The 23,339-nt window shown below is 35.0% G+C and carries 29 protein-coding genes and 2 pseudogenes; 10 read left to right on the top strand and 21 right to left on the bottom strand.

Annotation, left to right across the window (positions count from 1 at the left end; all coding sequences use genetic code 11):
* Positions 1-251: 251 nt before the first annotated feature.
* Positions 252-1,427 (top strand): MFS transporter, encoded by a 1,176-nt coding sequence (locus tag ACUXVC_RS04870; protein WP_375853510.1) that lies wholly within the window; start codon positions 252-254, stop codon positions 1,425-1,427.
* A gap of 692 nt (positions 1,428-2,119) precedes the next feature.
* Positions 2,120-2,230 carry a YjcZ family sporulation protein gene (locus ACUXVC_RS04865; RefSeq protein WP_000505669.1) on the top strand — a complete coding sequence of 37 codons (111 nt, stop codon included), beginning with the start codon at positions 2,120-2,122 and terminating at the stop codon, positions 2,228-2,230.
* A gap of 59 nt (positions 2,231-2,289) precedes the next feature.
* On the opposite strand, the gene ACUXVC_RS04860 is transcribed toward ACUXVC_RS04865, so the two are convergent.
* The 4 genes and pseudogenes from ACUXVC_RS04860 to ACUXVC_RS04845 all read right to left on the bottom strand — a co-directional run bounded on the left by ACUXVC_RS04860 (position 2,290) and on the right by ACUXVC_RS04845 (position 4,108).
* Positions 2,290-2,661, bottom strand: coding sequence for an ATP synthase subunit I (locus ACUXVC_RS04860; RefSeq protein ID WP_023521313.1), 372 nt, complete (start codon positions 2,659-2,661; stop codon positions 2,290-2,292).
* A gap of 39 nt (positions 2,662-2,700) precedes the next feature.
* Positions 2,701-3,285 (bottom strand): CDP-diacylglycerol--serine O-phosphatidyltransferase, encoded by a 585-nt coding sequence (gene pssA / locus ACUXVC_RS04855; protein WP_141241108.1) that lies wholly within the window; start codon positions 3,283-3,285, stop codon positions 2,701-2,703.
* The gene (locus tag ACUXVC_RS04850) at positions 3,278-3,736 is read right to left on the bottom strand and encodes a MarR family winged helix-turn-helix transcriptional regulator (RefSeq protein WP_000198941.1); all 459 of its coding nucleotides are present in this window, start codon (positions 3,734-3,736) and stop codon (positions 3,278-3,280) included. The genes pssA and ACUXVC_RS04850 overlap by 8 nt, the downstream gene beginning before the upstream one ends.
* Before the next feature lie 68 nt (positions 3,737-3,804).
* Positions 3,805-4,108 (bottom strand): annotated as a pseudogene (locus tag ACUXVC_RS04845) (MarR family transcriptional regulator).
* 198 nt (positions 4,109-4,306) lie between these two features.
* Here ACUXVC_RS04845 and ACUXVC_RS04840 point away from each other — a divergent pair.
* A complete protein-coding gene (locus tag ACUXVC_RS04840; protein ID WP_000400965.1) occupies positions 4,307-4,573 on the top strand; it encodes a YmzC family protein in 267 nt (88 codons plus the stop codon).
* 178 nt (positions 4,574-4,751) lie between these two features.
* Here the strand turns inward: ACUXVC_RS04840 and ACUXVC_RS04835 are convergent, their stop codons facing one another.
* Both ACUXVC_RS04835 and ACUXVC_RS04830 read right to left on the bottom strand, forming a co-directional pair.
* Complete coding sequence (locus ACUXVC_RS04835; protein WP_000368844.1) at positions 4,752-5,306, bottom strand: HPP family protein; 555 nt, start codon at positions 5,304-5,306, stop codon at positions 4,752-4,754.
* Between the two features lie 116 nt (positions 5,307-5,422).
* Positions 5,423-6,007 carry a CGNR zinc finger domain-containing protein gene (locus ACUXVC_RS04830; protein ID WP_001158446.1) on the bottom strand — a complete coding sequence of 195 codons (585 nt, stop codon included), beginning with the start codon at positions 6,005-6,007 and terminating at the stop codon, positions 5,423-5,425.
* 419 nt (positions 6,008-6,426) lie between these two features.
* On the opposite strand from ACUXVC_RS04830, the gene ACUXVC_RS04825 reads away from it, so the two are divergent.
* A complete protein-coding gene (locus ACUXVC_RS04825; RefSeq protein WP_375853534.1) occupies positions 6,427-6,966 on the top strand; it encodes a DUF4352 domain-containing protein in 540 nt (179 codons plus the stop codon).
* Between the two features lie 103 nt (positions 6,967-7,069).
* Here the strand turns inward: ACUXVC_RS04825 and ACUXVC_RS04820 are convergent, their stop codons facing one another.
* Positions 7,070-7,327 carry a hypothetical protein gene (locus ACUXVC_RS04820; protein ID WP_000013694.1) on the bottom strand — a complete coding sequence of 86 codons (258 nt, stop codon included), beginning with the start codon at positions 7,325-7,327 and terminating at the stop codon, positions 7,070-7,072.
* Positions 7,328-7,524: 197 nt separating this feature from the next.
* On the opposite strand from ACUXVC_RS04820, the gene ACUXVC_RS04815 reads away from it, so the two are divergent.
* Together ACUXVC_RS04815 and ACUXVC_RS04810 are read left to right on the top strand one after the other, a co-directional pair.
* Complete coding sequence (locus ACUXVC_RS04815) at positions 7,525-7,650, top strand: YjcZ family sporulation protein (RefSeq protein ID WP_000540377.1); 126 nt, start codon at positions 7,525-7,527, stop codon at positions 7,648-7,650.
* 911 nt (positions 7,651-8,561) lie between these two features.
* On the top strand, positions 8,562-9,944 hold the full coding sequence (locus ACUXVC_RS04810; protein WP_375853533.1) for an alpha/beta hydrolase: 1,383 nt from the start codon (positions 8,562-8,564) through the stop codon (positions 9,942-9,944).
* A gap of 95 nt (positions 9,945-10,039) precedes the next feature.
* On the opposite strand, the gene ACUXVC_RS04805 is transcribed toward ACUXVC_RS04810, so the two are convergent.
* The 6 genes and pseudogenes from ACUXVC_RS04805 to ACUXVC_RS04780 all read right to left on the bottom strand — a co-directional run bounded on the left by ACUXVC_RS04805 (position 10,040) and on the right by ACUXVC_RS04780 (position 13,457).
* A complete protein-coding gene (locus ACUXVC_RS04805) occupies positions 10,040-10,426 on the bottom strand; it encodes a hypothetical protein (protein ID WP_053565118.1) in 387 nt (128 codons plus the stop codon).
* Positions 10,427-10,454: 28 nt separating this feature from the next.
* Positions 10,455-10,574: pseudogene (locus tag ACUXVC_RS04800) on the bottom strand (GNAT family N-acetyltransferase); the annotation flags it as partial.
* 188 nt (positions 10,575-10,762) lie between these two features.
* Complete coding sequence (locus ACUXVC_RS04795) at positions 10,763-11,425, bottom strand: class D sortase (RefSeq protein WP_375853532.1); 663 nt, start codon at positions 11,423-11,425, stop codon at positions 10,763-10,765.
* 56 nt (positions 11,426-11,481) lie between these two features.
* On the bottom strand, positions 11,482-12,069 hold the full coding sequence (locus ACUXVC_RS04790) for an excalibur calcium-binding domain-containing protein (protein WP_375853531.1): 588 nt from the start codon (positions 12,067-12,069) through the stop codon (positions 11,482-11,484).
* A 602-nt stretch (positions 12,070-12,671) separates the two neighbouring features.
* Positions 12,672-13,217, bottom strand: coding sequence for a GNAT family N-acetyltransferase (locus tag ACUXVC_RS04785; protein ID WP_064532710.1), 546 nt, complete (start codon positions 13,215-13,217; stop codon positions 12,672-12,674).
* A gap of 132 nt (positions 13,218-13,349) precedes the next feature.
* The gene (locus ACUXVC_RS04780; RefSeq protein ID WP_000540375.1) at positions 13,350-13,457 is read right to left on the bottom strand and encodes a YjcZ family sporulation protein; all 108 of its coding nucleotides are present in this window, start codon (positions 13,455-13,457) and stop codon (positions 13,350-13,352) included.
* 214 nt (positions 13,458-13,671) lie between these two features.
* Between ACUXVC_RS04780 and ACUXVC_RS04775 the strand changes: the two genes are divergently transcribed.
* The gene (locus ACUXVC_RS04775; protein ID WP_001177693.1) at positions 13,672-13,806 is read left to right on the top strand and encodes a hypothetical protein; all 135 of its coding nucleotides are present in this window, start codon (positions 13,672-13,674) and stop codon (positions 13,804-13,806) included.
* 92 nt (positions 13,807-13,898) lie between these two features.
* On the opposite strand, the gene ACUXVC_RS04770 is transcribed toward ACUXVC_RS04775, so the two are convergent.
* Together ACUXVC_RS04770 and ACUXVC_RS04765 are read right to left on the bottom strand one after the other, a co-directional pair.
* The gene (locus ACUXVC_RS04770) at positions 13,899-14,459 is read right to left on the bottom strand and encodes a PRK06770 family protein (protein WP_078400407.1); all 561 of its coding nucleotides are present in this window, start codon (positions 14,457-14,459) and stop codon (positions 13,899-13,901) included.
* A 351-nt stretch (positions 14,460-14,810) separates the two neighbouring features.
* The gene (locus ACUXVC_RS04765; protein ID WP_446025948.1) at positions 14,811-16,286 is read right to left on the bottom strand and encodes an MDR family MFS transporter; all 1,476 of its coding nucleotides are present in this window, start codon (positions 16,284-16,286) and stop codon (positions 14,811-14,813) included.
* Between the two features lie 142 nt (positions 16,287-16,428).
* On the opposite strand from ACUXVC_RS04765, the gene ACUXVC_RS04760 reads away from it, so the two are divergent.
* A complete protein-coding gene (locus ACUXVC_RS04760) occupies positions 16,429-17,004 on the top strand; it encodes a TetR/AcrR family transcriptional regulator (protein WP_088114628.1) in 576 nt (191 codons plus the stop codon).
* A 165-nt stretch (positions 17,005-17,169) separates the two neighbouring features.
* Here the strand turns inward: ACUXVC_RS04760 and ACUXVC_RS04755 are convergent, their stop codons facing one another.
* Both ACUXVC_RS04755 and ACUXVC_RS04750 read right to left on the bottom strand, forming a co-directional pair.
* Positions 17,170-17,331, bottom strand: coding sequence for a hypothetical protein (locus ACUXVC_RS04755; RefSeq protein WP_446026159.1), 162 nt, complete (start codon positions 17,329-17,331; stop codon positions 17,170-17,172).
* A gap of 168 nt (positions 17,332-17,499) precedes the next feature.
* Entirely contained in the window at positions 17,500-17,895 is a 396-nt protein-coding gene (locus ACUXVC_RS04750; protein WP_446025947.1) for a hypothetical protein, read from the bottom strand.
* Between the two features lie 110 nt (positions 17,896-18,005).
* On the opposite strand from ACUXVC_RS04750, the gene ACUXVC_RS04745 reads away from it, so the two are divergent.
* A complete protein-coding gene (locus ACUXVC_RS04745; protein ID WP_440038827.1) occupies positions 18,006-18,893 on the top strand; it encodes a DMT family transporter in 888 nt (295 codons plus the stop codon).
* Between the two features lie 199 nt (positions 18,894-19,092).
* On the opposite strand, the gene ACUXVC_RS04740 is transcribed toward ACUXVC_RS04745, so the two are convergent.
* Positions 19,093-19,860 (bottom strand): TSUP family transporter, encoded by a 768-nt coding sequence (locus ACUXVC_RS04740; RefSeq protein ID WP_000348456.1) that lies wholly within the window; start codon positions 19,858-19,860, stop codon positions 19,093-19,095.
* 110 nt (positions 19,861-19,970) lie between these two features.
* Between ACUXVC_RS04740 and ACUXVC_RS04735 the strand changes: the two genes are divergently transcribed.
* On the top strand, positions 19,971-20,756 hold the full coding sequence (locus tag ACUXVC_RS04735; protein WP_044306446.1) for a TrmB family transcriptional regulator: 786 nt from the start codon (positions 19,971-19,973) through the stop codon (positions 20,754-20,756).
* 139 nt (positions 20,757-20,895) lie between these two features.
* Here ACUXVC_RS04735 and ACUXVC_RS04730 read toward each other — a convergent pair whose 3' ends face one another.
* Genes ACUXVC_RS04730 through ACUXVC_RS04720 form a run of 3 tightly spaced genes read right to left on the bottom strand, consistent with a single transcriptional unit; the run spans position 20,896 to position 23,254 of the window.
* Positions 20,896-21,063, bottom strand: a complete 168-nt coding sequence (locus tag ACUXVC_RS04730; RefSeq protein ID WP_000169783.1) for a hypothetical protein — start codon at positions 21,061-21,063, stop codon at positions 20,896-20,898.
* Positions 21,064-21,107: 44 nt separating this feature from the next.
* The gene (dnaB, locus tag ACUXVC_RS04725) at positions 21,108-22,394 is read right to left on the bottom strand and encodes a replicative DNA helicase (protein WP_446025946.1); all 1,287 of its coding nucleotides are present in this window, start codon (positions 22,392-22,394) and stop codon (positions 21,108-21,110) included.
* Positions 22,391-23,254 (bottom strand): DnaD domain-containing protein, encoded by an 864-nt coding sequence (locus tag ACUXVC_RS04720; protein ID WP_098672362.1) that lies wholly within the window; start codon positions 23,252-23,254, stop codon positions 22,391-22,393. The genes dnaB and ACUXVC_RS04720 overlap by 4 nt, the downstream gene beginning before the upstream one ends.
* Positions 23,255-23,339: the final 85 nt, after the last annotated feature.

The following is a 23,339-nucleotide window of genomic DNA, read 5'->3' as shown; positions in this document are numbered from 1 at the left end:
ATTATTTGCTTTCACACATTCTGCTTTTATATAGCTGCCCAATACATTCTTTTTAAAACTTCGCTACCTATAAAAGAAAGAAACATAGAAAGGAGCATCTTTTTTAACATATCACATCTAGTTATTTAGATATCTGTTTTTGTGTTTAACATTACATAATTCTAATACTATTGACATCCAATCATGCTCATTTCTTTGTTAATAAATCGATTTCACTTTCAAAATAATAATAAGAATGGAGAGTTTTACAAATGAAAAAAGTAAGTCCTTTACTTATTCTTACACTAGCAATAGGGGTGTTTGGGATTATTACTACCGAGATGGGTATTGTCGGTGTATTACCACAAATCACTCAGAAATTTGGCATTTCAACTGCACAAGCAGGATTTTTAGTAAGTATATTCGCACTAGTCGTTGCTATTTCTGGTCCGTTTTTAATTCTGCTCGTCTCTAGTATTAATCGTAAAATAATTTTATTAATAGCAATCTTTATTTTTGTTATTTCAAATATAATCTACGCTTATACAACACAATTTGAAATCATGCTTATTTTTCGTATTTTACCTGCAGCACTTCACCCACTCTTCTTTTCAATCGCTCTTGTAACTGCTGCTAAACTTGTCCCTCCTGAAAAGAGTGGTCAAGCGGTTACAAAAGTTTTCATGGGAATTACGGTTGGCTTTGCACTAGGTGTACCATTAACCTCTTACCTTGCAGATCAATTTTCATTAGAAATTGCTTTCTTATTCGGAGCGTTTATTAACGCCCTTGCATTCATTGGAATACTAATCTCACTTCCTTCTATGCCCGTTAAAGAAAAAATGTCTTTCGGCAAACAAATTCGTATACTCGGCAAACCAGGGTTATGGTTAAATATTTTAACTGTCACATTCCTTTTTGCAGCCATGTTTTCCGTATACAGTTACTTCGCCGAATACCTTGCAAAAGTAACTTCCATGAATGGATCGCTCATCAGTATCATGCTATTCATATTTGGTATAGTTATGATTTTAGGCAATCATTTATTTGGTAGTCTTCTGCAAAGAAGCATAGTAAATACAGTAATATCGTTCCCTATTTTATATTCTATTGTTTACATATTGGTTTATTATTTAGGTTCTTATCTTGTTCCAATGATTTTTATGGTATTCATTTGGGGAATCGTGCATGCTGGTGGATTAATTGTTGGTCAAACATGGTTAATAAGTGAAGCAAGAGAAGCACCCGAATTTGGTAATAGCCTATTCGTTTCATTCTCAAATCTCGGAATTACTCTAGGAACAACTATTGGAGGCTGGTTCATTTCAAACTTAGGTATTCACCAACTTATTTGGAGTGGATTTATATTTACACTACTTTCATTTCTATTAATTATAATAAAACTAAAATTTTTCACTTCTAATAACCTAGCTTCATTATCAAGCTAGTACATTTCAGTTCCAAATTGGATAAAAAACATTATAAAGTGAAACTTTAATCAGCTCTCACCAATCGGGCGTTTATGGGCAGCCCGGCAAATAGCGGGATAAATTCTATATAAAATACTGGTTATTCTTCTTATAAGATTTTATAAACTATAAAGTATGACACTCAGAGCCTTTAGCTATAAATACAAGTTAAAGGCTTTTTATATAAAAACAAATTTAAAAGGTGCTAATCTTATAGAACATCATCAAAATAGAATACTAAAAAAAGGCTCCATTGCTGGAGCACTCAAAAAATAATATAACTAAACGAATTAAAACAAGGAACAGACAATTAAAATATACAAATAAAACATAAATAAATCTATATATATGTAATATTACATATAAAAATCCTATTTATCGCTGCTATAATAAACTTACTCGATGATTGTTATATTATTCATAGGTTATACCTTCTTAACACCAATTTTACAAAGAAAAAAAGACATCTTAATTGATGTCTTTTTTTCTTATATGATAACGACGCAATACAATTAAGATGGTTCAAGTCGGAAGAAGGCACCTTAGGGTGTCTTTTTTTATTTTCCAAAGGACCTGCTCAATTATTGCGTAAAAAACATAAAGTAATTTGAATCCGTTAAAATACATGAGTGTACCCTTGTTTTCCCCTCTTATTAAAAGGAGGAACTATTATGGGTTTTGGTGGTAGTTGCGGCGAAGGCTGCGGTTTTGCTGGAGGATTTGCTTTATTAGTTGTACTGTTTATTTTATTAATCATCGTTGGAGCTTCTTGCTTCTGCTAAAAAACTATCAGAAAAGACACTCTTATATGGGTGTCTTTTCTTTATAATAAAGTGAAACTTTATTCCTCCGCTTCCCTCATACTATAATACCCCAAATTAATAATAACCAAGAAATACCCACCCATAATTCCAGCAGCGAATGTCCACATGAATTCATCGTGTTCAATTTCATACATAATAATCGCACCGAGTATTGCTGCTGCGAATCGATTTATCATTCCCAGCATCGGTGCTTTTTCTTTTTTTACAATGCTATCTCCGAACTTTTCAATACGCCTTCCCAAAATCCAGGCGCAGTACATACTCACTAAAAGGCCAATGCTTATCCCTACAAACTGGGCTGAAAAAGGTGTCATTAACCATCCCAATAACATTACGCCTAGCAAACAATACATTTGTATGTTGAATGATCTTAGTGCCATACGAATCATGTTATTCTCCTTTATCTTTCTCATTGTAATTCTGTATCATCAATCCAATCTTCCAGGCTTTAAGCTTTCAGCTATATCTTTTTTAAAATGAGGGAATTTGATTTTGCTCACCATTAAATAAGCGAGTACGCATGTACCAAACGCCACGGAAACTGGATTATTTAAAAAACATAAAATGAGGAGACACATTGCCGCGAATGGAATCGGCATTCCGATAAATGTCGGGAGTTTGCTTTGCTGTGTGTTAAATCTTGCAAGCCGAAGCATTCCGCAAATACTGTAAGCAAGTGCACATATCATCCCGATAAACTGCAAATCTTTTAACGAGGCACTATATGCAAGAATAGACGGTGCCACACCAAAAGTAACTAAATCCGCAAATGAGTCCAACTCTCCACCAATTTCTGAAACAGAATCAAGTTTCCGAGCAACCATGCCATCAAAAAAGTCAAACAGCATACCTGTAATAATAAAAACTGCTCCCAAATAAATATCGTGAACGAAAACAGCGTAAATAGCTAAAAGCCCACATACAAAATTTGCTATCGTAATCATATTTGGTATGAAACTCATAATGCACTTCTCCTCCTTTCTACTAATTGCTTCATCTACGTTCTTACTCATTACAATCAAGATCCTTCTGCTTTTCTTCCAATATCACTTTATTTATTTTCGTTAACGTATCTGTCATTTGCTCTAGGGCGTTTATATCGATTTTAGAAAAATATTTCTCAATTAATACATCATCTAACTCAGACAACCGCTCTATATACTTACTACCGTTTGGACCAAGTGTAAGAAAATACTCCCGTTTATTATTAGGGTTTACTTGTTTTGAAATCATCTTCTGTTTCTCCAATTTCGATAAAACTTGGCTAACGGCACTTTTTGATACATTAAAAGTAGTCGCAATGTGATTTGCCGTCGTGTTTTCATTTAAATTAATATGAAATAGCATGCTCTCTTGCTGTCCTGTAAGACCGAACTCATCTTTTAACTCCTGGAATAGTAAAATGTAGAATTCATTATAAGCTCGGTTCATTTCATTAATTACTTCTTTATACGTTCTAGTCATAACGTTATTCCTCCATGCTTTTATTTCGTTTAATAGTTAAGTTCACTTAACTTAACTATATTATACCGTTATGTTCGTGTAAAGGGAAATATAACTCTACACTTTATCAGTTGTGCTTTTAATGTATGTAAAACTTTCTCTCTCTTCATAATCTTCTATATCAGCTTCTTTCCAAAGCTCAAGATTAGCCCCTCTCCTTTCTCCAGTTATATTGCTGCAAGACCAATGTATAAGAACATAGCATCTAAATCTTCATCTATATCAAGCTCATCTAAACACTCTTCTAAAACAAGTTAAGTCACTGCTTCCTTCATCCAAATACCCAATTAATCGTTCTGAATAATCAAAAAGAAAAACAATTAAATTCCATATAGACCCATTACTGGTTAAAATGTTATAATAAAATCACCCTACATAGTTACTCATAGCCAGACTGAGGAACTAGCGTCTTATTAAGTAATGCGCATAACTAAAATAAAAAAGACACTTTACGGTGTCTTTTTTATTTATATTCCTAGAAATTATCTCTTTTATAAACACACTCTATCAAACAGTAAAGGAGACAAACAGATGGAACATCCTGTTGCAAGAGAATTACGTTTTATACGGGTATGTCTTATCATTTTGATTATTGTCATTGCATTCTGGGACCGGGAGAAAACTGTGGAAATTACTGATCACGGTAGCGATCCTATTTTAAACACCAGCAATATGACCCAAGTTGGTGAGAATACATTTGCATACAAAGATGAATCGAATCAAATTAAAATATTTAAGTTTAATCCAGATACAAATGAAATAAAATTAATAAAAGAGTTTTATGCTAACGAATATTAATTACATGAATTAAATAATTCAAATCTGTAGAAGGCACTTTAAAGTGTCTTTTCTTTATGAACTACAAAGTATGAGGACCCAAGCCATTAGCTGCAATTACGACCAAGGCTTTTACTATATAAAAAATAAAACATAGTAAGAATAGAATACTCACTTAAATTATTTTTCACTTCACAAACTACATCCAAAAAGTTGGATAGCTTCTTTTACTACTCATATTATTAATGAATAAAGCAATAACTACAATAACAACGGAGCCAATTAAAACTGGTGTTACTAAATAACTCCAACTGTTTGCCCCTAAAATAACGATAATCGGATCGGCGCCTGCCGGAGGGTGCGTCGTTCTCGTTAACATCATAACGGCTATTGCCATCCCCACCGCTAAAGCAATTGTCCAATATTCATTCCCAAACAAATGATATATTGATAGACCAATGAAAGTTGAAATCAAATGTCCTCCAATAATATTACGCGGCTGAGATAATGGCGCATTCCAAACTCCAAACGCTAATACACAACTCGCACCAAATGGTGCCATTAATAATTCTGTAGAGGTTATGCTCGTTAAATATGTTAAGGTAAGAATTGTTAAAAATCCCCCTAGTAGTCCCGTTAAAGAGTCCTTTACATTTACTTGTAATGGGCTTCTTCCTTTCCCTTTCATTTTTGTAAAATATCGTACACTTATTGGTTGAGGATCTTTCTGCTTAGTTGCTGTTATATTATCCATCGTTCTCCTCCTTTATTTACCAACAATTATAACTCGACATAACTAACCTGTAAATATTAATTTAAGGGGTTAGTTTTAAAATACAAAAAAAGAATCAACTATTATAAGTTGATTCTCTAAACTTCCTCAAATTTTCGATCCTGAAATTTTGCTACCTTTTTCCGGTTCCCACATATTTTCATAGAACACCATTTTCGTTTTCCACTCTTATCTATAAATAATAAAACACAGTCAGGATTTGAACATCTTTTAAGGGAAATCAGCTTATTTTCTGCTATTAACGTTAAAGCATCAAATGCAATTAACGATGCGAGTACATCCTCGATTTCTCCAACTGGGATAGATACTAGCTGCTGTTCAATGATTTTATATGTAAATGGTGCCTTCTCAATTTGTTTTTCTAAATACGTAATAAAATCATTAGAAATTTCTTGCTGATCAGCAATTGCCTCAAACTGTTTTCTCAATACTTCTCTTACCTCTAATATGCTAGATGTAACTTGATCCATTCGCTTCTGAATTCCTATAAGTGTTTTTTCATTCCAAAAAGGAAGATTAACCTTTATTACATGTAGCCATTCTAATACATCTTCATTTGTTATTAATAAATCATAACGTTGTCCACGCCTAACTAACTCTGTATTTACTAAATCTAATGAGAGATTTCCCGATATAAGCGGGAATTGTTTTGTTTCCTGCATGTACTCATCACCTTCTCTTTAAACAATCATATTCCAGATTAATACAGAAGTGCAACTTTTTTATAAACTACAAAGTATGAAGATTAAAGCCTTTAGCCATAATTACGACTAAAGGCTTTTTGTATGTAAGTAAATGAAAAAGGAGCTACTTTTATGGAACATAATAAAAATGGAATTCTTGCTTTAATTGTTTTATTTTTAGGATTAGTGTTTTTTGTTAGTGGAATGGTTTATCATTTATGGGGCTCATTTTAATTTCAACTTTTAGACAGATAAATAATTCGAATCAGAGAAACGCACAAATCTTTCCCTTTTCCTTCCAAAATCAATATAATAAGATATAAAATGTAATACATATAAAGACAAATATATATAGCACTCATTAAAAGTGCTTCTATTTTGGAAGGAAGAAACAAACGATGAACAAAAAGTTATTAGCATCATTATTATGTAGCACATTCTTGTTTGGAGTATCAGCTTGCAGTTCACATGATGCGCCTGCGAAAAATGAGCAGGCGACTTCTAAAAAAACAGAGAATGACAAACTTAGCAGCAAGGATCCGCAAAAAGAACTTCTTACCAATGTAGATTCCTCTGATGTATACATGTCAATGGGATCTGCCGAGTCATTAGATGTTCTAGGGACTGGAGAAGTTAAAGCACAAGGTGTCTTTAAAGTATTAGACATCGCCGTTTATAATCGTAAAGAAGAACCCATTACACTAGATATTAACAACTTTAAATTAATTGATGGATTTGGAAGAGAATATCACATTTCCAATGAATATCAGTCAGTACTTAAAGCTGCGAATATCTCCACATTCAAATTTAATATTGTTAATCCTAATGAAAGTTCGGAAGGAAACATTGTATTTGATGTACCGAAAAACACGCAAGGATTAACTTTACAAATTAATAATGATAAGTTAGATAAAGAACTCCAATTAAAAGTGGAATAGGCCAATAAATGCGTCTCCCTTAACATTTTCTACCGACATAAAAAAGTACAGTCTTTTCTACAGCAGACTGTACTTTTTTATTTATCATTTCACATAACATTCCCTAATTTTTTTGACTAGATGCTCTCCAATCACGAAAAGATGTTGGGCGTCCAGAAAAAGCTCTTTGCTTTGTAACAGATGGTTTTTCTTCAGGAGTCATTGTTTTTTCTTTAAGAGTCGCTGGTTTTTCTTTAAGCGTCACTGATTTTTCTTCAAGAATAGTCACAGCTGTTTGCATTTTCTCTAACTGTTCTTTCAACAATTGTTGTTCAATCTTTAAATCCGTAAGTAAACGTAAAATCATCTCAGAATTAGCCATAAGATCCTCCTTCCCCCAATACACAGAATAAAATACAATATGTAGCAGACGAAATACCGGTGACAAAAATAAGTTCGTCAACTCTTTTTAACTTCCAAAATCCTTTTATTTTTTTAAGGACCTGCTCCATTCACCCTTAAAAACATAAATTAAATTAAATCCATTAATAAATGGTCTTTATGGAAGGAGGAGTTAATATGGGCTATGGAGGTAGTTGTGGTGGAGGCTGTGGTTTCGGCGGCGGATTTGCCTTACTTGTTGTGCTCTTCATCTTATTAATCATCGTTGGCGCTAGCTGTTGGGGCGGCGGATTCGGCTGCTAAGGAGAGGCACTCTTGAGAGTGTCTTTTTTTGATATGTGACTCATATACATATTGCTCATAATTTCCGTTCTGGGGATAGTATAATATTGACTGAGCATGTCAGCATCCCCCTAATTAATAGTTGGTTCAAATCGATATAATTCTTTTAAATATAGGTTAACACTATATTTCTCAATGAATAAAACAACTTAACATGGTAAAATAATAGTTGGATGGGAGTCCAATATATTATTAAAATTAAGATGGTTCAAGTCGAAGGAAGGCACCTTAGGGTGTCTTTTCTTTATGAAAAATATCTAACTATCAACCTTTTCTTTATGACTTCTAACATCAACAAAGGGTGATACAAACTATTACATATGTTTGTACCACCCTTTATTGATGCGTTTAGACTTCACAGTTGTTGAAGTTGTTGAAGTTTTAGGCTTCTCCCTTAGTGTACCCATATTATTAGAACATCCTGTAATCTGTAGACAAAATGTAGCTAATAAAAACAATATTAATAATTTCTTCAATAAATCCTCCTACATGCATAAAACACCATATGTTACAAAACAAACATAACATCAACTCTTTATAAAAACAATATAATCCTCGGTCCTTAAGCTATCTCTTAACATAGGAGTACCGCCACAAATCCATTTTTAAAATATCCCCTACTTAAGGAATTTGTAAGTATCAAGTAAGAAAAACGAGAGCTTTGCTTCGTATAATCAAAATATAAAGTGAAGGAAGAAAGATTATTTCTGGGATTAATATGCATGTGACAAGAGAAGAAAGCTACGTTTTTTTAGAATAATAATATGAGTATGTCCAAGTTTTAGAGATTGCTTGCAAATATTTTGAAGTTTTCGCACCAGAATTCTAATTACCATACCTGTTTTTTACCATCACATATTGGAGGTTAAAACATGAATAAAAAAAAGAAAATACAAAGATCAGTACTTACCTTTACCCTACTCTTTTCTTTAGGCATTTCATCTTTCCCGCTTACAACAACTATTCACGCAGATACACGCGAGGAACAATCTGCTGAAAAGAAACTAATCTCTTTAACGGAGCGTACATCATTATTTTTTGAATATCTCCAGCAAGGTAAGTATGCAGAGGCACTCCAGTTGACGTCTGCTGCTTTTCAATCCAAATTTACAGCAAACACATTACAAAACTGGTGGACACAAAGTGGCTGGAGCGGGATAAAAAGCATGGGAATCCCCGTGATAAAAGAACGAAACTTGGTCCATCAGACGGTAGAAATTCCAGCAGCTACCGAAGGAACTACCATACCACTACTCCTTAAATTCACACCTGGCGGGAAAGTAGATGAAATTGGAGAAAGGCCACCCGAGGAATCTTTTACCATCCCCCATCCTAGCTATAATCAACCTAACTCCTATCAAGAACGTGAAATCGTCATTGGAAATTCTACCTATCCGTTACCAGCGACATTAACAGTTCCGAAACATAAGCGTGGTGAAAAGCTGCCCGTAGTTGTTCTTGTTCATGGTGCTGGCATCCATGATCGCGACAGCACATACATGGGAACAAAAATCTTACGAGACATTGCGGTGGGCCTTTCATCCAACGGAATTGCAGTGGTGCGCTATGAAAAACGTACCTTAGAACATGCATTAAAGATGAGTGCAGAACCCGTTACGTTAGACCGTGATACTACAGATGATGCTATCTATGCAGCAAAATCCGCAGCGCAGCAGGAAGGCATTGATCCAAATAATATTTTCATTCTTGGACATAGTCAAGGAGCCGGTACAATGCCACGTATACTGAGCAAAGCGCCTTCCTCACTTGTCCGAGGAAGTATCTTACTCGCACCACCTGCACGCCCTTTGACTGACATTGCCATTGATCAGTATGAATACCTTGGGGCGTCAAAGGAAGAAATCGATGAATTAAAAAGACAGGCTGCTTTTATTCAGGATCCTACTTTCAATCCTGACCATCCTCCAGCTGGCTACAATTTTGGGTTACCTCATTTTATGTATGATGTTTCTAGGTGGCGTCCAGTTGAAGAGGCAAAATCACGAAAAGAGCCTTTACTCATTTTGCAAGGAGCACGCGATTATCAAGTAACAGTAAAAAATGAATATACAAAATGGCAAGAAGGGCTTGCAAACCGCGGGAATGTTCAGTTCAAAAAATACCCGAAATTGAATCATTTCTTCACGGAGGGTGACGGAGAATTAAGTCTTCCTAGTGAATACGAAATCCCTGCTAACGTTCCCGAATACGTCATCCAGGACATTATTACATGGGTTAACGAGACAAAAAAATAAGAAAACATCAAAAGCCTTCATGCAATTATCATTGCGTGAAGGCTTTTTGAAACTGGTGATTCAGAGATAGCTATTATAATGCATCAAAACGAAAATTATATTTTTCTACGTACTAAATAAAATGCTAAGGAACCCATAATAACAGGTGCAACGAAGTCAAAGAAATATGAAAAAGTAAAAGTAAAAAGAAAAAGAAATGGTATAAGTGTATAGATAACTGCTAGTCCTATAAATAAAGGAATTCCAAATTGAAACTCTCGACATCGTTTAATTTTCCTATATAAAACTTCCCCAATTAGGCAAGCTATAAGAGCTGGTATACTACCATAAGTGACGATAGTTTTTATGAACCCCTGTAAAACGTCTGGGTGAATAAAGCTAGGGTTAAAAATATATGAAATTAAGAACCATCCAAAAATAAAAGCAAATAGACTTGCAGCATAACTAACTACAAATTTTATCAAAGTAAGCAACGTAATCATCCTCACAATTCCCTAATATTATCTTCATTTTATCATTTTCTCTTAAAAAGATTCCAAAAGGGTATACTTGCCCTTCAGCTTTCTTTTTTAACGCTTGTTCAAGACGTATTTTTTGATGTTATTTTGTATAAAAAACTTTTGGGAGCAACCTGTTCTGTTAGGTTGATAGCGATGGGGTGCCGCCAGCATTTCGAAAAAAATCACGGTAAACAAAAAACTATAACAAACTTTCCATATTGGCAACTAAATTACATAAAAAAAGACACTCTAAGGTGCCTTTCTCCGACTCGATAACCACTTTAATTTTACTAATGTGTATTGGACTTTCCATCCTCATCAATGAATGGAAAGTAGAGATGCTTCAATTATGTACCGATCTGGAGCGTCTCCTATATAGTCAAAAGGATAACAAGTTGTTAATGTTAATGTCGGCTCACTTTTTTCTACAATAACTGTTCGATCTTCTGAATCTGTTATCCAATGCTTGTTAATTTCATATGTATATGTTTTATTTTCATATTCCACGATAAGTTGGTCATTTTCCTTTAATTGACCAAGCTCGGTAAAAACAGTATCTCTATGTCCACTTAAAACTGTATGACCATTTCCAGATGGTGTAGTAGTTAAGTCACTAACAAACATACCTACACCCTTTTTTAGTACTTTATCATCGGCTCCCCAATATATAGAGTATTTCTTTTGTATTTTAGGGATAATTAAATATGCTACTTTATCTCCTAACTGATGGTTTACCTTTGAAGCAGGAATTTGTACAGGTTCTTCTTGTAATGAAGTGTCAGTCTTTATCTCTGTCCCTGCTTGATTGATGTTTTGCTTTTCATTTTCTTTAGAAGGTGTGGCGGTCTCATATTGTTTAGCCTCGTTAGTTGTCAACGACTCTGCTGATTGTCTAGCACTATACCATTCTAGAAAATAATAGGAAAAGATAGTAAGTCCAATAACAGTTAAACATAAGCCTATCCATTGTTTTTTATTCACTCTTATCACTCCATTTGAAAACGACAGGATTTCTCCTGCCGTTTTAAGGAACTATTTTATGCGTTTGTCTTTTTACGACGGAACATTAATACAGATCCAGCTAATGCTAATCCTAAGCTTGCTAGCATCATTGTAACACCGTTTGATGCTGTATTAGGTAATTTTTCACCTTGTTTTTTTGTTTCTTTTTTCACAACTGTATTAGTATTTTTCTTTGTTTCTTTTGCAGTTGTTTGAGGCTTAGTTTGTTCTTGTTTATTATTTGTTGTTTGGTTGTTTTGTTTTGAATTCTCTTGCTTAGTGTTTTCTTGTTTAACAGGTTCTTGTTTAGTGTTTTCCTGTTTAGTATTTTCTTGTTTAGGTTGTTCTTGAGGTTTAGTATTTTCTTTATTTTCTGTTGTAGTATTTGTGCTCTTTGGATATTTATAATCTTCACATGGAATGCCGTCTTTATCATTATCTAAACGGTGCGGATCATTTCCAACACCATATCCATTTTGATCCCAGAATGCTTGAGCATCTTGTTGACTTTTAAAATGGCCACAGTTTTTTGTATCATTAGGACTCTTAGCTGCAAATGCAGAAGAACTGTACCCCACTGTTAATAGTGTTACCGCTGTTGCTGAAGCTAATAATTTTTTCATAAATTTCTTTATCCCCCTAAATGGTATGTATTTACATTGAAATATTTTACATTTAAAAAATTAAAAATACAATAATAATTTGTAGATAAATGTAAGATTTCTAGATAATAATACCAAACTATTAATTCATATATTGTCATATTATGTCGAAAGAAAATAAAAAAAGAGCCAAGGCCCTCTTTAATAACTACTAATAACCATAATCACTATTCTCACAGTAATATGAATTTGATTTATCACAAAAAATATATGTTGTTTGTTGGATAAATAATGGCCTTGATGAGGCGTTAACTGAAGTGGCATTTAACATCCTCAAATAAGAAAGTCCTTGTATCTCCCTGGTGTTAATCTAATTGTTTGTGGAGTTGTGGATTTAAATGTTCTACTAGTCAATGTGACGAACGCAGCAAATACAAAGCTAAAACAAATAAGAGTCTTAGTGTGGTTAGTTGTAAAATTTTCAAATAGAGTAATTTTAGAGTTAGGTGGAATTTCAAGACTTGTAAGGTTAGTTTCTGATCCGAAAATTGTAAAGGTCCCTATAAAACTGTTGGTAGAGTTTGAAGAGTTACATAATTATCTTTATTGGAATCAAAATAAGCTTACACATCCAAGCTGTTGATGATAGCTAATATTTGATGATCTGTCCATTTGCCATTAATCCTTATATTTTCTTTCGCTATACCTTCTTTTTTAAATCCCACTTTTTCTAATACACGAATAGATGCTAAATTATCAAGCATCGCTCCTGCTTCAATTCTATGTAGCTTTAATTCCCTAAAAGCAAAATCTACAACAAGTTGAAGAGCCTCTGTTGTATAGCCCTTTGCATTATGCTCCTTATCTAAAGTAAATCCCGTATAACAGCTTTGGAGGTCTCCCCTAACAATTTGAGTTAATGAAATGTCTCCAATCAGTTTATCATTTTCTCTTAAAAAGATTCCGAAAGGGTATACTTGCCCTTCAGCTGTCTTTTTTAGAGCTTGTTCAAGACGTATTTTTTGATGTTCTTCTGTATAAAAAACTTCTGGGAGCAACGGGCAAACTCGTTGAAAAAATTCGCGATTTCTAATATGTAAATTAGCTAACTCGTTAGCATCAGCAGTTTTATAAAGCCGAATATAAATGTACTTCCCTACTAGTTTCATAACATCCCTCCAACATTTTTATATGTCTAATGAGGAAAAAATATACCGTATACTACATACAGTTGGGTATTATCAGGAATCATTTTGCACGAAAGAAAAGACACTCCATATGAGTGTCTTTTCCAATAGTTTTTAGCAGAAGCAAGAAGCTCCAACGATGATTAATAAAATGAATAACACAACTAATAAAGCAAAGCCTCCCGAGAAGCCACAACCGCCACAACTACCACCATAACCCATAATATTTCCTCCTTTAGATAAGAGGGGAAAACTAAGGTTCACTCATGTATTTTAATGGATTCGTTTCATCTTATGTTTTTTCGTATTGATTGAGCAGGTCCTTTCGAAAACTATTCACATATTAACTATATTTTTAAAAATGAATAATTCAACTATAACAATAAATAGATAAATTAATATAATGTATTAATTCTAAAAGAAGGGAGGAATAGCCATGCAATTAGTTTGTTTTAAAATAGTAAGTGGTCAGTATTTCTTGTTTGTAGAAGGTATTCAAATTCCTGTACCAATTCCAGCAGTTGCTGCAGCTTTATTAATTGGTTTAGGAGTAATTCCACTTTGTTCTTAATGTAAGGAATTCGGATCATTCCTATCTTTCCATTGGAAAAGCCTCAAGTATATGAATACTTGAGGCTTTCTTTATATCAAAGAAAAAACACCTTACAGCGCTTGAAGATCTCCTGATTTAAATAATGCGGCCGTTACATCATCACCGAAAGTATTGAAACAGAATACTTGCTCGTCTACCTTATCCATTACTGTAGCTTCACCTATCTTGCCACCTTGAAGTTTAATAAAATAGTTATGTTCTTCTAAAATTTCACTAAAATCTCTATTTGCCCATCTTTCAGTAATTGCTAATAGCTCTTCTTTATTCTTGAAATTGTTTCCGTTTAGAATGTTTCTTACTTTCTCTGCATTCTTTTTGGACATAGGGGTTGCTCCCTTTCCTTCACACGCTTTTACTTTTTGATGAGTCATGCTATGCATAGCTGAAATCACTTCTTCTTCAGTAGAAGTTACTGTAATGTGAAGTTGTGCATTTGAGCCTTTCACTTCTGCTTCATTCGATAGTATGTCTTCTTTATTAACCTCTGCAAAAACATGGTCCTCACTCTCAAGCGGGACTTCAGCAAACTGTAACATTCCATAAGTCATACCAGTTGCAAGTACTACTACACCTATAATAGATGCTAGCCAATACGTTAGCTTTTTGTCCATCTTCATTTCCCCTGTCTTCGTTTAAATATCTTAACTAAAGAGTACCATATTTAATTCCTTTTTATTGAAGTGTCTCTAATTTTTACTATAAAAAACGTATAAATCATTTAATACCAATATAACAACTTCACAATCATGACTATGCCTATTCTCATAACAGGATCTATATACGATGTCACTAAATCATCTGGTGAACTACTGGTTATTAGTACGGCTTTGCATCATTATTCTCAAAAAGGATAATTATTGTACATACCAATTCTTATGTATGAAGACACCCAAAACAAGTGTTACGAAAAAAATATAAAAAAGACATCTTTTCTAGGCAAAGATGTCTTTTTTATATAAACCTTAATGTTCGTTCTGTAAAACCCTCGCTGCCTTTACTCCTTCTTTCTCTTCTTTTAAGAATAACGATACGATAAATGCAACAATAATAAAGATTAACCCAAGTGCAAATGCACCTTGGAACCCTGAAGTTAAAGCGTTTAACTTCTCTACTGGATCCAGTGGATTTGCGGAGCTTTCCATATACTTAGTTGTTCCTGAAGACATTTTCGAAATAAAGATAGCTGTACCAATTGCACCAGCTACTTGTTGCAACGTACTAAATAGTGCTGTTCCGTGCGGATATAAATCTGGTGTTAATTGATTTAAACCGTATGTTTGTGCTGTCATGACAAGCATGAGTCCAACCATTAATACGCTATGCATGACAATAATTTGTACCATTGATGTATCAGGAGTAATGCCTTTAAATAAGAACATTGCAATTCCTACTAAGACAATGCCGGGAACGATAATAACTTTCGGACTAAATTTATCAAATAGTTTACCTGCGATTGGTCCCATTATGGCGCTAATAACACTTCCCGGAAGCATGATAATTCCTGATTTAAAAGCTGTAACGAGTAAAACGGTTTGCAGGAACATCGGTAATAAAGTCATCGTTGAAAATAACGACATCATCACAATGACAATTAATCCAACTGATAATGTAAACATCGGAACTTTAAATGCTCGTAATTCTAAAATTGGATTCTCAATTTTCAATTGTCGAACGGCAAAAATACATAATGAGATAAGCCCAACAATTAAAGTGCCATATACTTTTGCATCGGACCATCCTAAATCACCCGATGCACTAAAGCTATACACAAGCCCGCCAAATCCTAATGTCGATAAAAGGATAGATGGGTAATCTACTTTTGGCCTTGTTAACTCTGAAACATTTTGAATGTACTTCATCCCAATCATAATGGAAATGATCACGATAGGAATAACAATATAGAATAACCAGCGCCAATTTAATGAATCCACAATTACTCCAGATAATGTAGGGCCAATTGCCGGAGCTGCCATCATCACGAGTGCGATTAATCCCATTGTCGCACCACGTTTTTCAGGCGGACAAATGATTAAAATCGTATTCATTAATAACGGTGTAATTAACCCCGTCGCTACAGCTTGGACGATACGGCCAATTAATAAAACGGAAAATGTCGGTGCGAATCCCGCAATTAATGTACCGACTAAAAACGTTACCATAGCGATCAAAAACATTTGTCTCGTTGTGAGCCATTGCTGAAGTAATGCTGTAATTGGAACTAAAACCCCAACTACTAACATGTATGCTGTAGAAAGCCATTGAATCGTTGAAGCCGTTACGTCAAATTCTTTCATTAATACCGTTAACGCATTTCCAAGTAATGTTTCATTTAATAATGCAACCATTGCACCTAAAAGTAACGCAATTAAAATGGGGGTATGTTTCAAATTAGAAGTATCAACTTTGCCACTTGCTGGGCTCTTAGTTGTCATATTCATTTACAGATTCTCCTCCTGTTTCTTACTTAAAAAACTTTAAATACACCGGAACACATGTAATATAATATACATATGTAGATTAAAAAGGGAGAATCAATTTTCAGCCACTGTATATTTAATCTACAAAAAAGGAGAATTGTAGATGAACGATAATGAAAAACAACTTGATTTACGTATTAGACGTACACATAAATTACTGTGGGATTCCTTATTTGAATTAATGACGCAATCAAAACAGAAATATAGTACGATCACGATTAACCAAATATGTGACCGCGCAATGGTACACCGAACAACCTTTTATAAACACTTCGAAGATAAAGATGCTTTATTAGCATTTGGATTTAAACGATACAGCAAGATGATTGCTGAAATACCGGTTTCAGATCGATTAAGTAAACCATTTCAAGTAATGGAACAATTTCTACATCATGAAGAAATCGGTAAAATATTAGAAACACAAATGTCTGATGAACAATTTATTAACCGAACACAGCATTTAAGTCACGAAACGAGAAAACAAGAAATAGAAGCGTTAAATCAACTGCACAAAAATCATACGATGCCCAATGATTTAATCATTGAATTTTATTCAGGGGCAATCACCTCATTAAGCGCATGGTGGTTTAAAAGTGAAAGAAAAGTTTCTGCTGCTGAAATGGATAGGTATCTCCACCAACTTATTAATCGGGATATTTTTCAGTTTGAAGAGGATTAAGACTACACCTTTTCAATCATGCAATCAAATTGACCACAAAATAGGAATATGATATATTTTCCGTAGAATACTATATAAGTGTGACATCAAATAAAATGGCATATAATAAAAAGAAGAGATGCGCTAACATCTCTTCCCTAACTGCTACCGTATGGGTGGTAGTTATTATAAGCTATTTCTTTTTACGAAACCCACCCTTTTGCTTCCTACGGCGCGGAGTGGGTTTTTGTTGTCCTTATCCAGAAGTTGCTTCCGCAAAAAATACGCTGAAACTTCACGCACAGTCGCTTTGACAAACTCTTTTACAAGGTCAAACAAAAAGTCCATATTATCACCCCCTTTCCTTCCAAATGGAAAGAAGGGATAACCACCCACCCTCACAATATGCAGTTGACTTTATTTTATCAAATGATTGTAAAGATATTATGTAAACAAAACAAATGAAATTTTACATAGAAAAAAACCCCTCCAAACTGGGATTTTATATACATACGATTATTTACCGATCTTCTTCAAATCCGAACTTTCAATAATCGAATGAGCATATCCATATTTGCCAACTCGCACCAACGCTCTTCCTAATTGTTCTGAAGTTATTACACTGCCAAACCTCTTCAATAGTGGATTAAAAGGTTTCCTCACATCGTACATCAATTGATATGATTTCGTTTTTGATTTCACACCATTTGCCGGGATGATTAATCCTGTTCTAAACATATACGCAACTTTGAAAAGTAAACGTAATAACTCATTGCCCGTTCTTCCCTTCACTCTCGCCCACATCGTATGTCCTGATTCTGTACTATCTGTTCCGCTACCAGATACGTAAATGAACGTCATGTTTGGATTTAACTCCGCTAATGTTTTCGCGGCGGATAACATTAAATCCATGAAATAAAACGTCGATAAATTTAAGTTACAAATATTCAGAATTAATATTAAAATAAAAATGGGGATAGGGGTATGGGCTTATAAAATTTATACATAACGAGGGAATAGAAATGAAACTACAATTAAAAGCGGATTTAATGTTACTACTAGTTACATTTTTTTGGGGTGCATCCATCCTACTTACAAAGCTTGGACTTGATGGCATAGAAGAATATAATTTAATCGCATTACGATTTATTATCGCTTTTCTTTTATCAGGTTTAATATTTTACAAACATTTATTTAAGATCGATTTTAAAACTGTAAAATATGCATTTATACTCGCTTCTGTCTTATTTATCGTTTACATTTTCGCGACTTTCGGTACAAAGTATACGAGTGTTTCTAATGCTGGTTTCCTACTATGTCTCACAGTCATTTTCATTCCAATATTATCAGCTATATTTTTAAAACACATTCCGGAAAAGAAAGTTATAGTAGGAATCATTTTAACGATAATAGGAATCGGCTTATTAACATTAACTAGCGAATTCAAAATCGGTAACGGCGATATATTTTGCATACTGTCAGCCTTATTTTATGCCATTCACGTCATCATTACTGGAAGCGTAACGAAACATGTGAATTCCATTGCACTTGGAGTAGTGCAACTCGGTTTCGTCGGCCTATTTAGTCTTATTTTCTCATTCATTATAGAAACACCAAAACTTCCTAGCACGATCAACTCATGGCTAATCATATTAGCTTTAAGCATATTTTGCACCGCAGTCGCATTCATCGTGCAAGTAATTGCCCAGCAATACACGACACCTACCCATACAGGTCTTATTTTTTCATTAGAACCTGTCTTTTCCGCAGGCTTTGCTTTCGTCTTCACAGGTGAAACGCTGACAGGAAAAGGATACTTAGGGGCTACGCTTATATTATTGAGTGTGTTAATTGCTGAGTTGGATTTTAAGAGTTTGTTGCGGCCTAATTATAAGAAGAATATAGAGTAAACATTTCACTATAATTAATAAACATACCCCAGAAAAATATGAGTTTATATTATTTTCATTCTCTTCACTTAGATTTTCTTTTTAGATGCTATCTTCAAATAAGGTAGCATCTAAAAAATGTTAAAAGGAATCTCTCCTTAGTATCTTCTTATACTCGATGTAGTTTGCATACTTGACCTTTTCTACGTTCTTTAATTACTTACTGAATATAGTCATACAGATTTTTCGCTAACAATAAGCAAGTTACTGTAATGAAAAGGGCACGAACATACCCGCTTCCTTTTTTTATAGCAAATTTGGAGCCAACAATCCCTCCAGCAATTTGAGCAATCCCCATTATAAAACCATATGCATAGTTTACTTGCCCTACATACATAAACATCAACAATGCACCAACATTACTTCCTAAATTAAGAAGCTTCGCATTACCTGCTGCTTTTAAAAAATCATATCCAATAAATAAAAGAGAAAACATTAAAAACGAGCCTGTTCCAGGACCTAGAAATCCATCATAAAAACCAATAGCAAAAATAAAAAAGGTAAAAATAATGACGTGTCGACCAGACAATTTCTTATGAGTGGAAATACTACCCCAATCCTTTTTGAATATCGTATAAATAGCGACCGCACCAAGCATAATCAACATCAATGGCTTCAGTACTTCTGGATTCATTAAATGAACGGTCCATGCCCCTATTATGGAACCTATGAAAGTGAGCGGAACTAATTTAAACGCCGATTTCAAATCAAGATTACCAGAACGATAAAACACAATATTACTAGTTGCACTTCCCATTGTCGACGCTAGTTTATTCGTAGCTACTGCACTTGCTGGATTCAGCCCTGTAAATAATAAAGCTGGTAAAGCAATGAGTCCACCACCACCTACAACTGAATCAATAAATGCAGCTACAAATCCAAAAACAATCAAAATCATTAATACAGATGGGTCTAAATAAAAATCCATACTATTAACCTCCCCTTTAGTCACTATTCGAATAGTAACTAATAATTTGCTAAATGTAAACAGTTATTGTAACGTTGAAATATAAATGCAAACATCGGAGGACGAAAAAAGTGGACTACATAGTGCAACAGCTTAAAAAAATTGGTTTCAATGAATATGAAGCTAAATCTTATGTATCTCTTGTTAAACAAGGGCCTGTCACAGCCTACCAAGTGAGTAAGGATTCGGGTGTCCCAAGAGCGCGAATTTATGAGATTTTAGGTAACCTTGTAGAAAAAGGAATTGTCATGAAGGAAGAAATAAATGACACCACTCGCTATTCACCTCTACCTGTTGAAATCTTTTTACAGAAGGCGCAATCAGAATGGCAGTCTACTTATGAAGGAATAAGTGATTCATTAAAGAAACTAGAAACTTCCGAGGAAAAAACGGATAATCGAGTGATTACTTTAAAAGACAATAAAACAATCATTAGCTATTGTCAGGCATTAATAAAAAAAGCAGAACGACGTATTGTCATTTCAATGTGGGATGAGATGTATGAAGCGTTAAAAGAAGATCTATCTGAAGTAGCTGATAAAGTTACAATACAAGGTATTACCCTGCATGTTGAAAATCCCATTAAAAATCTAGAAGCCCATCGCATAACACCTTATACAGAAACTTTGTCTACAGAACATTGGTTTATTTTATCGATAGATTCTAAAGAGATGATTTATGGACCATCACTTGAAGAGCGTAATATTGCTTTTTATACAGATGACCCCGTTCATATATACTTATTAGAGGATTATGTATGGCATGATGTTTTAGTAAATCGACTTGTCCGACGTAGCCAAGATGATTTGCAGCAATGGATTACTGCAGAGAGAAGATCTTTCTTTATGGGGAAATGAGGAATATATTCAAGAGCAAACCAAAAGATTTGCGTATTAAACCTAACAACTTCTCCGTACAAAAATAGCCGACTATTATATAGTAAATATTCGGCTATTTTTGTATAAATTTATACAGACGCTGCCATTACCCCAGCGATTAATGAGATAAACGCTTCTCCCACTCTTTCACCTTTTCAATTGTTACATCTAATTTTTTAGCTATTTCTTCTACACTCATTCCTTTAAAAAGCATTCCAGCTGCCGAAAGTGCTTTATCAATTTCTTCTTGCTTTTCTTGCTCATATAAACGACCTACTTTTGTCATCCGTAACCACTCCTTTACCTTTTTATATGCCTTCTTCTATTTTATCATCCAATCTCCACAAACCGCCCAAACTCCTTCAAAAACCTCAACTTAAAACTCCCCACAGGCCCATTCCGATGCTTCGCCACATGAATCTCCGTCATCTCTTTCTGCATCGTTTCCTTATCGTAATAATCCTCGCGATACATAAGCATAATGACATCCGCATCTTGCTCAATTTGTCCTGTCTCTCTTAAATCAGATAAAAGAGGTCGCTTATCTTGACGTGCTTCTACCGAACGGGATAATTGCGACAACGCTACTACACAAACATTTAATTCACGTGCTAATTGCTTAAGTTTACGAGAAATTTCACTAATCTCTTGAAATCGATTGCCCTTATGCTTCGGATCACTCGTAATAAGCTGCAAATAATCTACAATGACTAAAAGCTTTTTATCACCGTGCTTCCTCTTTAACTTACGCGTTTGCATCCAAATATCTTGCACCGTAACGCCTGCATTGTCGTAAATCTCAAATGGTAACTCACCAATCTTCGCAAACGCCTGGCTCACCTTTTCCCAATCTTCCATCGCAAAACGGTGCTTCGGATTTTTCAGCCTACCTCCTGACACTTCCCCTACGCAAGACACCATCCTTTTTAACAATTGCTTACTACTCATCTCTAACGAAAACAATCCAACCGCCGCTCCAGACTTCGCCGCATGCAGTCCCACATTTAGCGCAAACGCAGTCTTCCCCATAGAAGGACGCGCACCAAGAACGACAAAATCACCTTCCTGCAATCCGCACGTCATTTTATTTAGCGATATATAACCAGTCTCAATACCAGTAATCTCTTTCGCATCTTGATGAAGCTCTTCATATAAATCAACTAGCGCATCCTTCAAATCAAACTCACATACACAGTCCTTTTCCTCTAACTCACAAAGTGCCGTAATCGTCTCACCAATAATTTTCTCACTCTTCTCCGCAATAAGGCGCTCGCCCATCTTGTGCCCGAGAACACCCGCCTGATACATTTTCCAGGCACCTCGAACAAGCCCCTCATAATAAGAGAAGTTGGCAGTTGTCGGCACACCATCCATTAACCCTATAAAATACTCCATTCCCCCGATCCCCTCTAAAAACTTTGGATCTACCCTAGAAATGAACGTCACAAGATCAATCGGTTGCCCCTCTTCTTCCATTTTTCGCATTAACTGAAATATAGACTTATGCACCGACAGAGAAAAATACTGCTCCGTCAAACGGCACTCCTTAATAAGCTCTCCATCAAGTAATAGAGAACCTAACACCGTCTTTTCCGCCTCCACATTTTGAATACTCATGGCCGCCACCCGCGCTCCGCTAAAAAGCGCTGCAACTCTTCCTCAGACGGCGCATTTTTCTCCCACTCCTCACACCTCGCCAAAAACTCCTCCGTCTCCCCCGTACTAACAGACGACTCCTTTTTCCGAAACTTAGCTGTATCCGCCTCAACTTCACACACTTTCGTAAATCCTTTCCCATGCCAACCTCTCAAAATCCCTTTCACATAAGCAACCGTCCGCTTATTATTCTCAAACGCAATTTGAAGAGCCTTCAGCACAAGCTCCTCTGACAAATCTTCCATCCACGCACTCAGTTCCTCTACAGTATGCGGAGACAAACTACCGAAATGTTGCTCATAAAAAGAAAACACACGACTTCCCGTTTCTTCCTCTATAACCTCTTCTTCCGCCTCTGTCTCCTCACAAACTGGATCAACATCATCCACAGCCAAATCACTCGGCATACCGAAATGCGCTAAAAGCATCGGAACATTCATCTCTTCCTCAACGCACTTCTGAAGAAACATATGTACAAACTCCTTATTCTTCACACCCTTCAGCTCACGAAGTACACACTTCTCCACATTCATATTCGTCACAGGATTATAACGAAGCCAATTTAAAACGAATAACTCTCGCGTATCCACATCATACAGAATCTTCCCATAATCAACAAAGCGCTGCACAAGCTTATCAACAGTCTCCCGATTATAACCCGTCTCCATCTCAGCTAATCGCTTCGGAAAAGGAAAAATCCCGCACTGCGTCGTCTTCGAACAAGTTAATAAGTAAACATAAAAATACCGCTCCTCCGGCGTCAAATCCAAAACAAAATCATCCTGCCAAAAATTCACCTGCACATTACGATACACCGCCATCCTAATTCCTCCCGTCTCCGTTCAAAATAAAAACCTCTTCATAATATATATGGGAGGTTAGTCGGGTTTTTGGCGTGTTATTTTA

This window comes from Bacillus sp. N6 (assembly GCF_052805735.1).
Note: the sequence above shows the minus strand (reverse complement) of the source record. Positions and strands in the feature narration are given on the sequence as shown.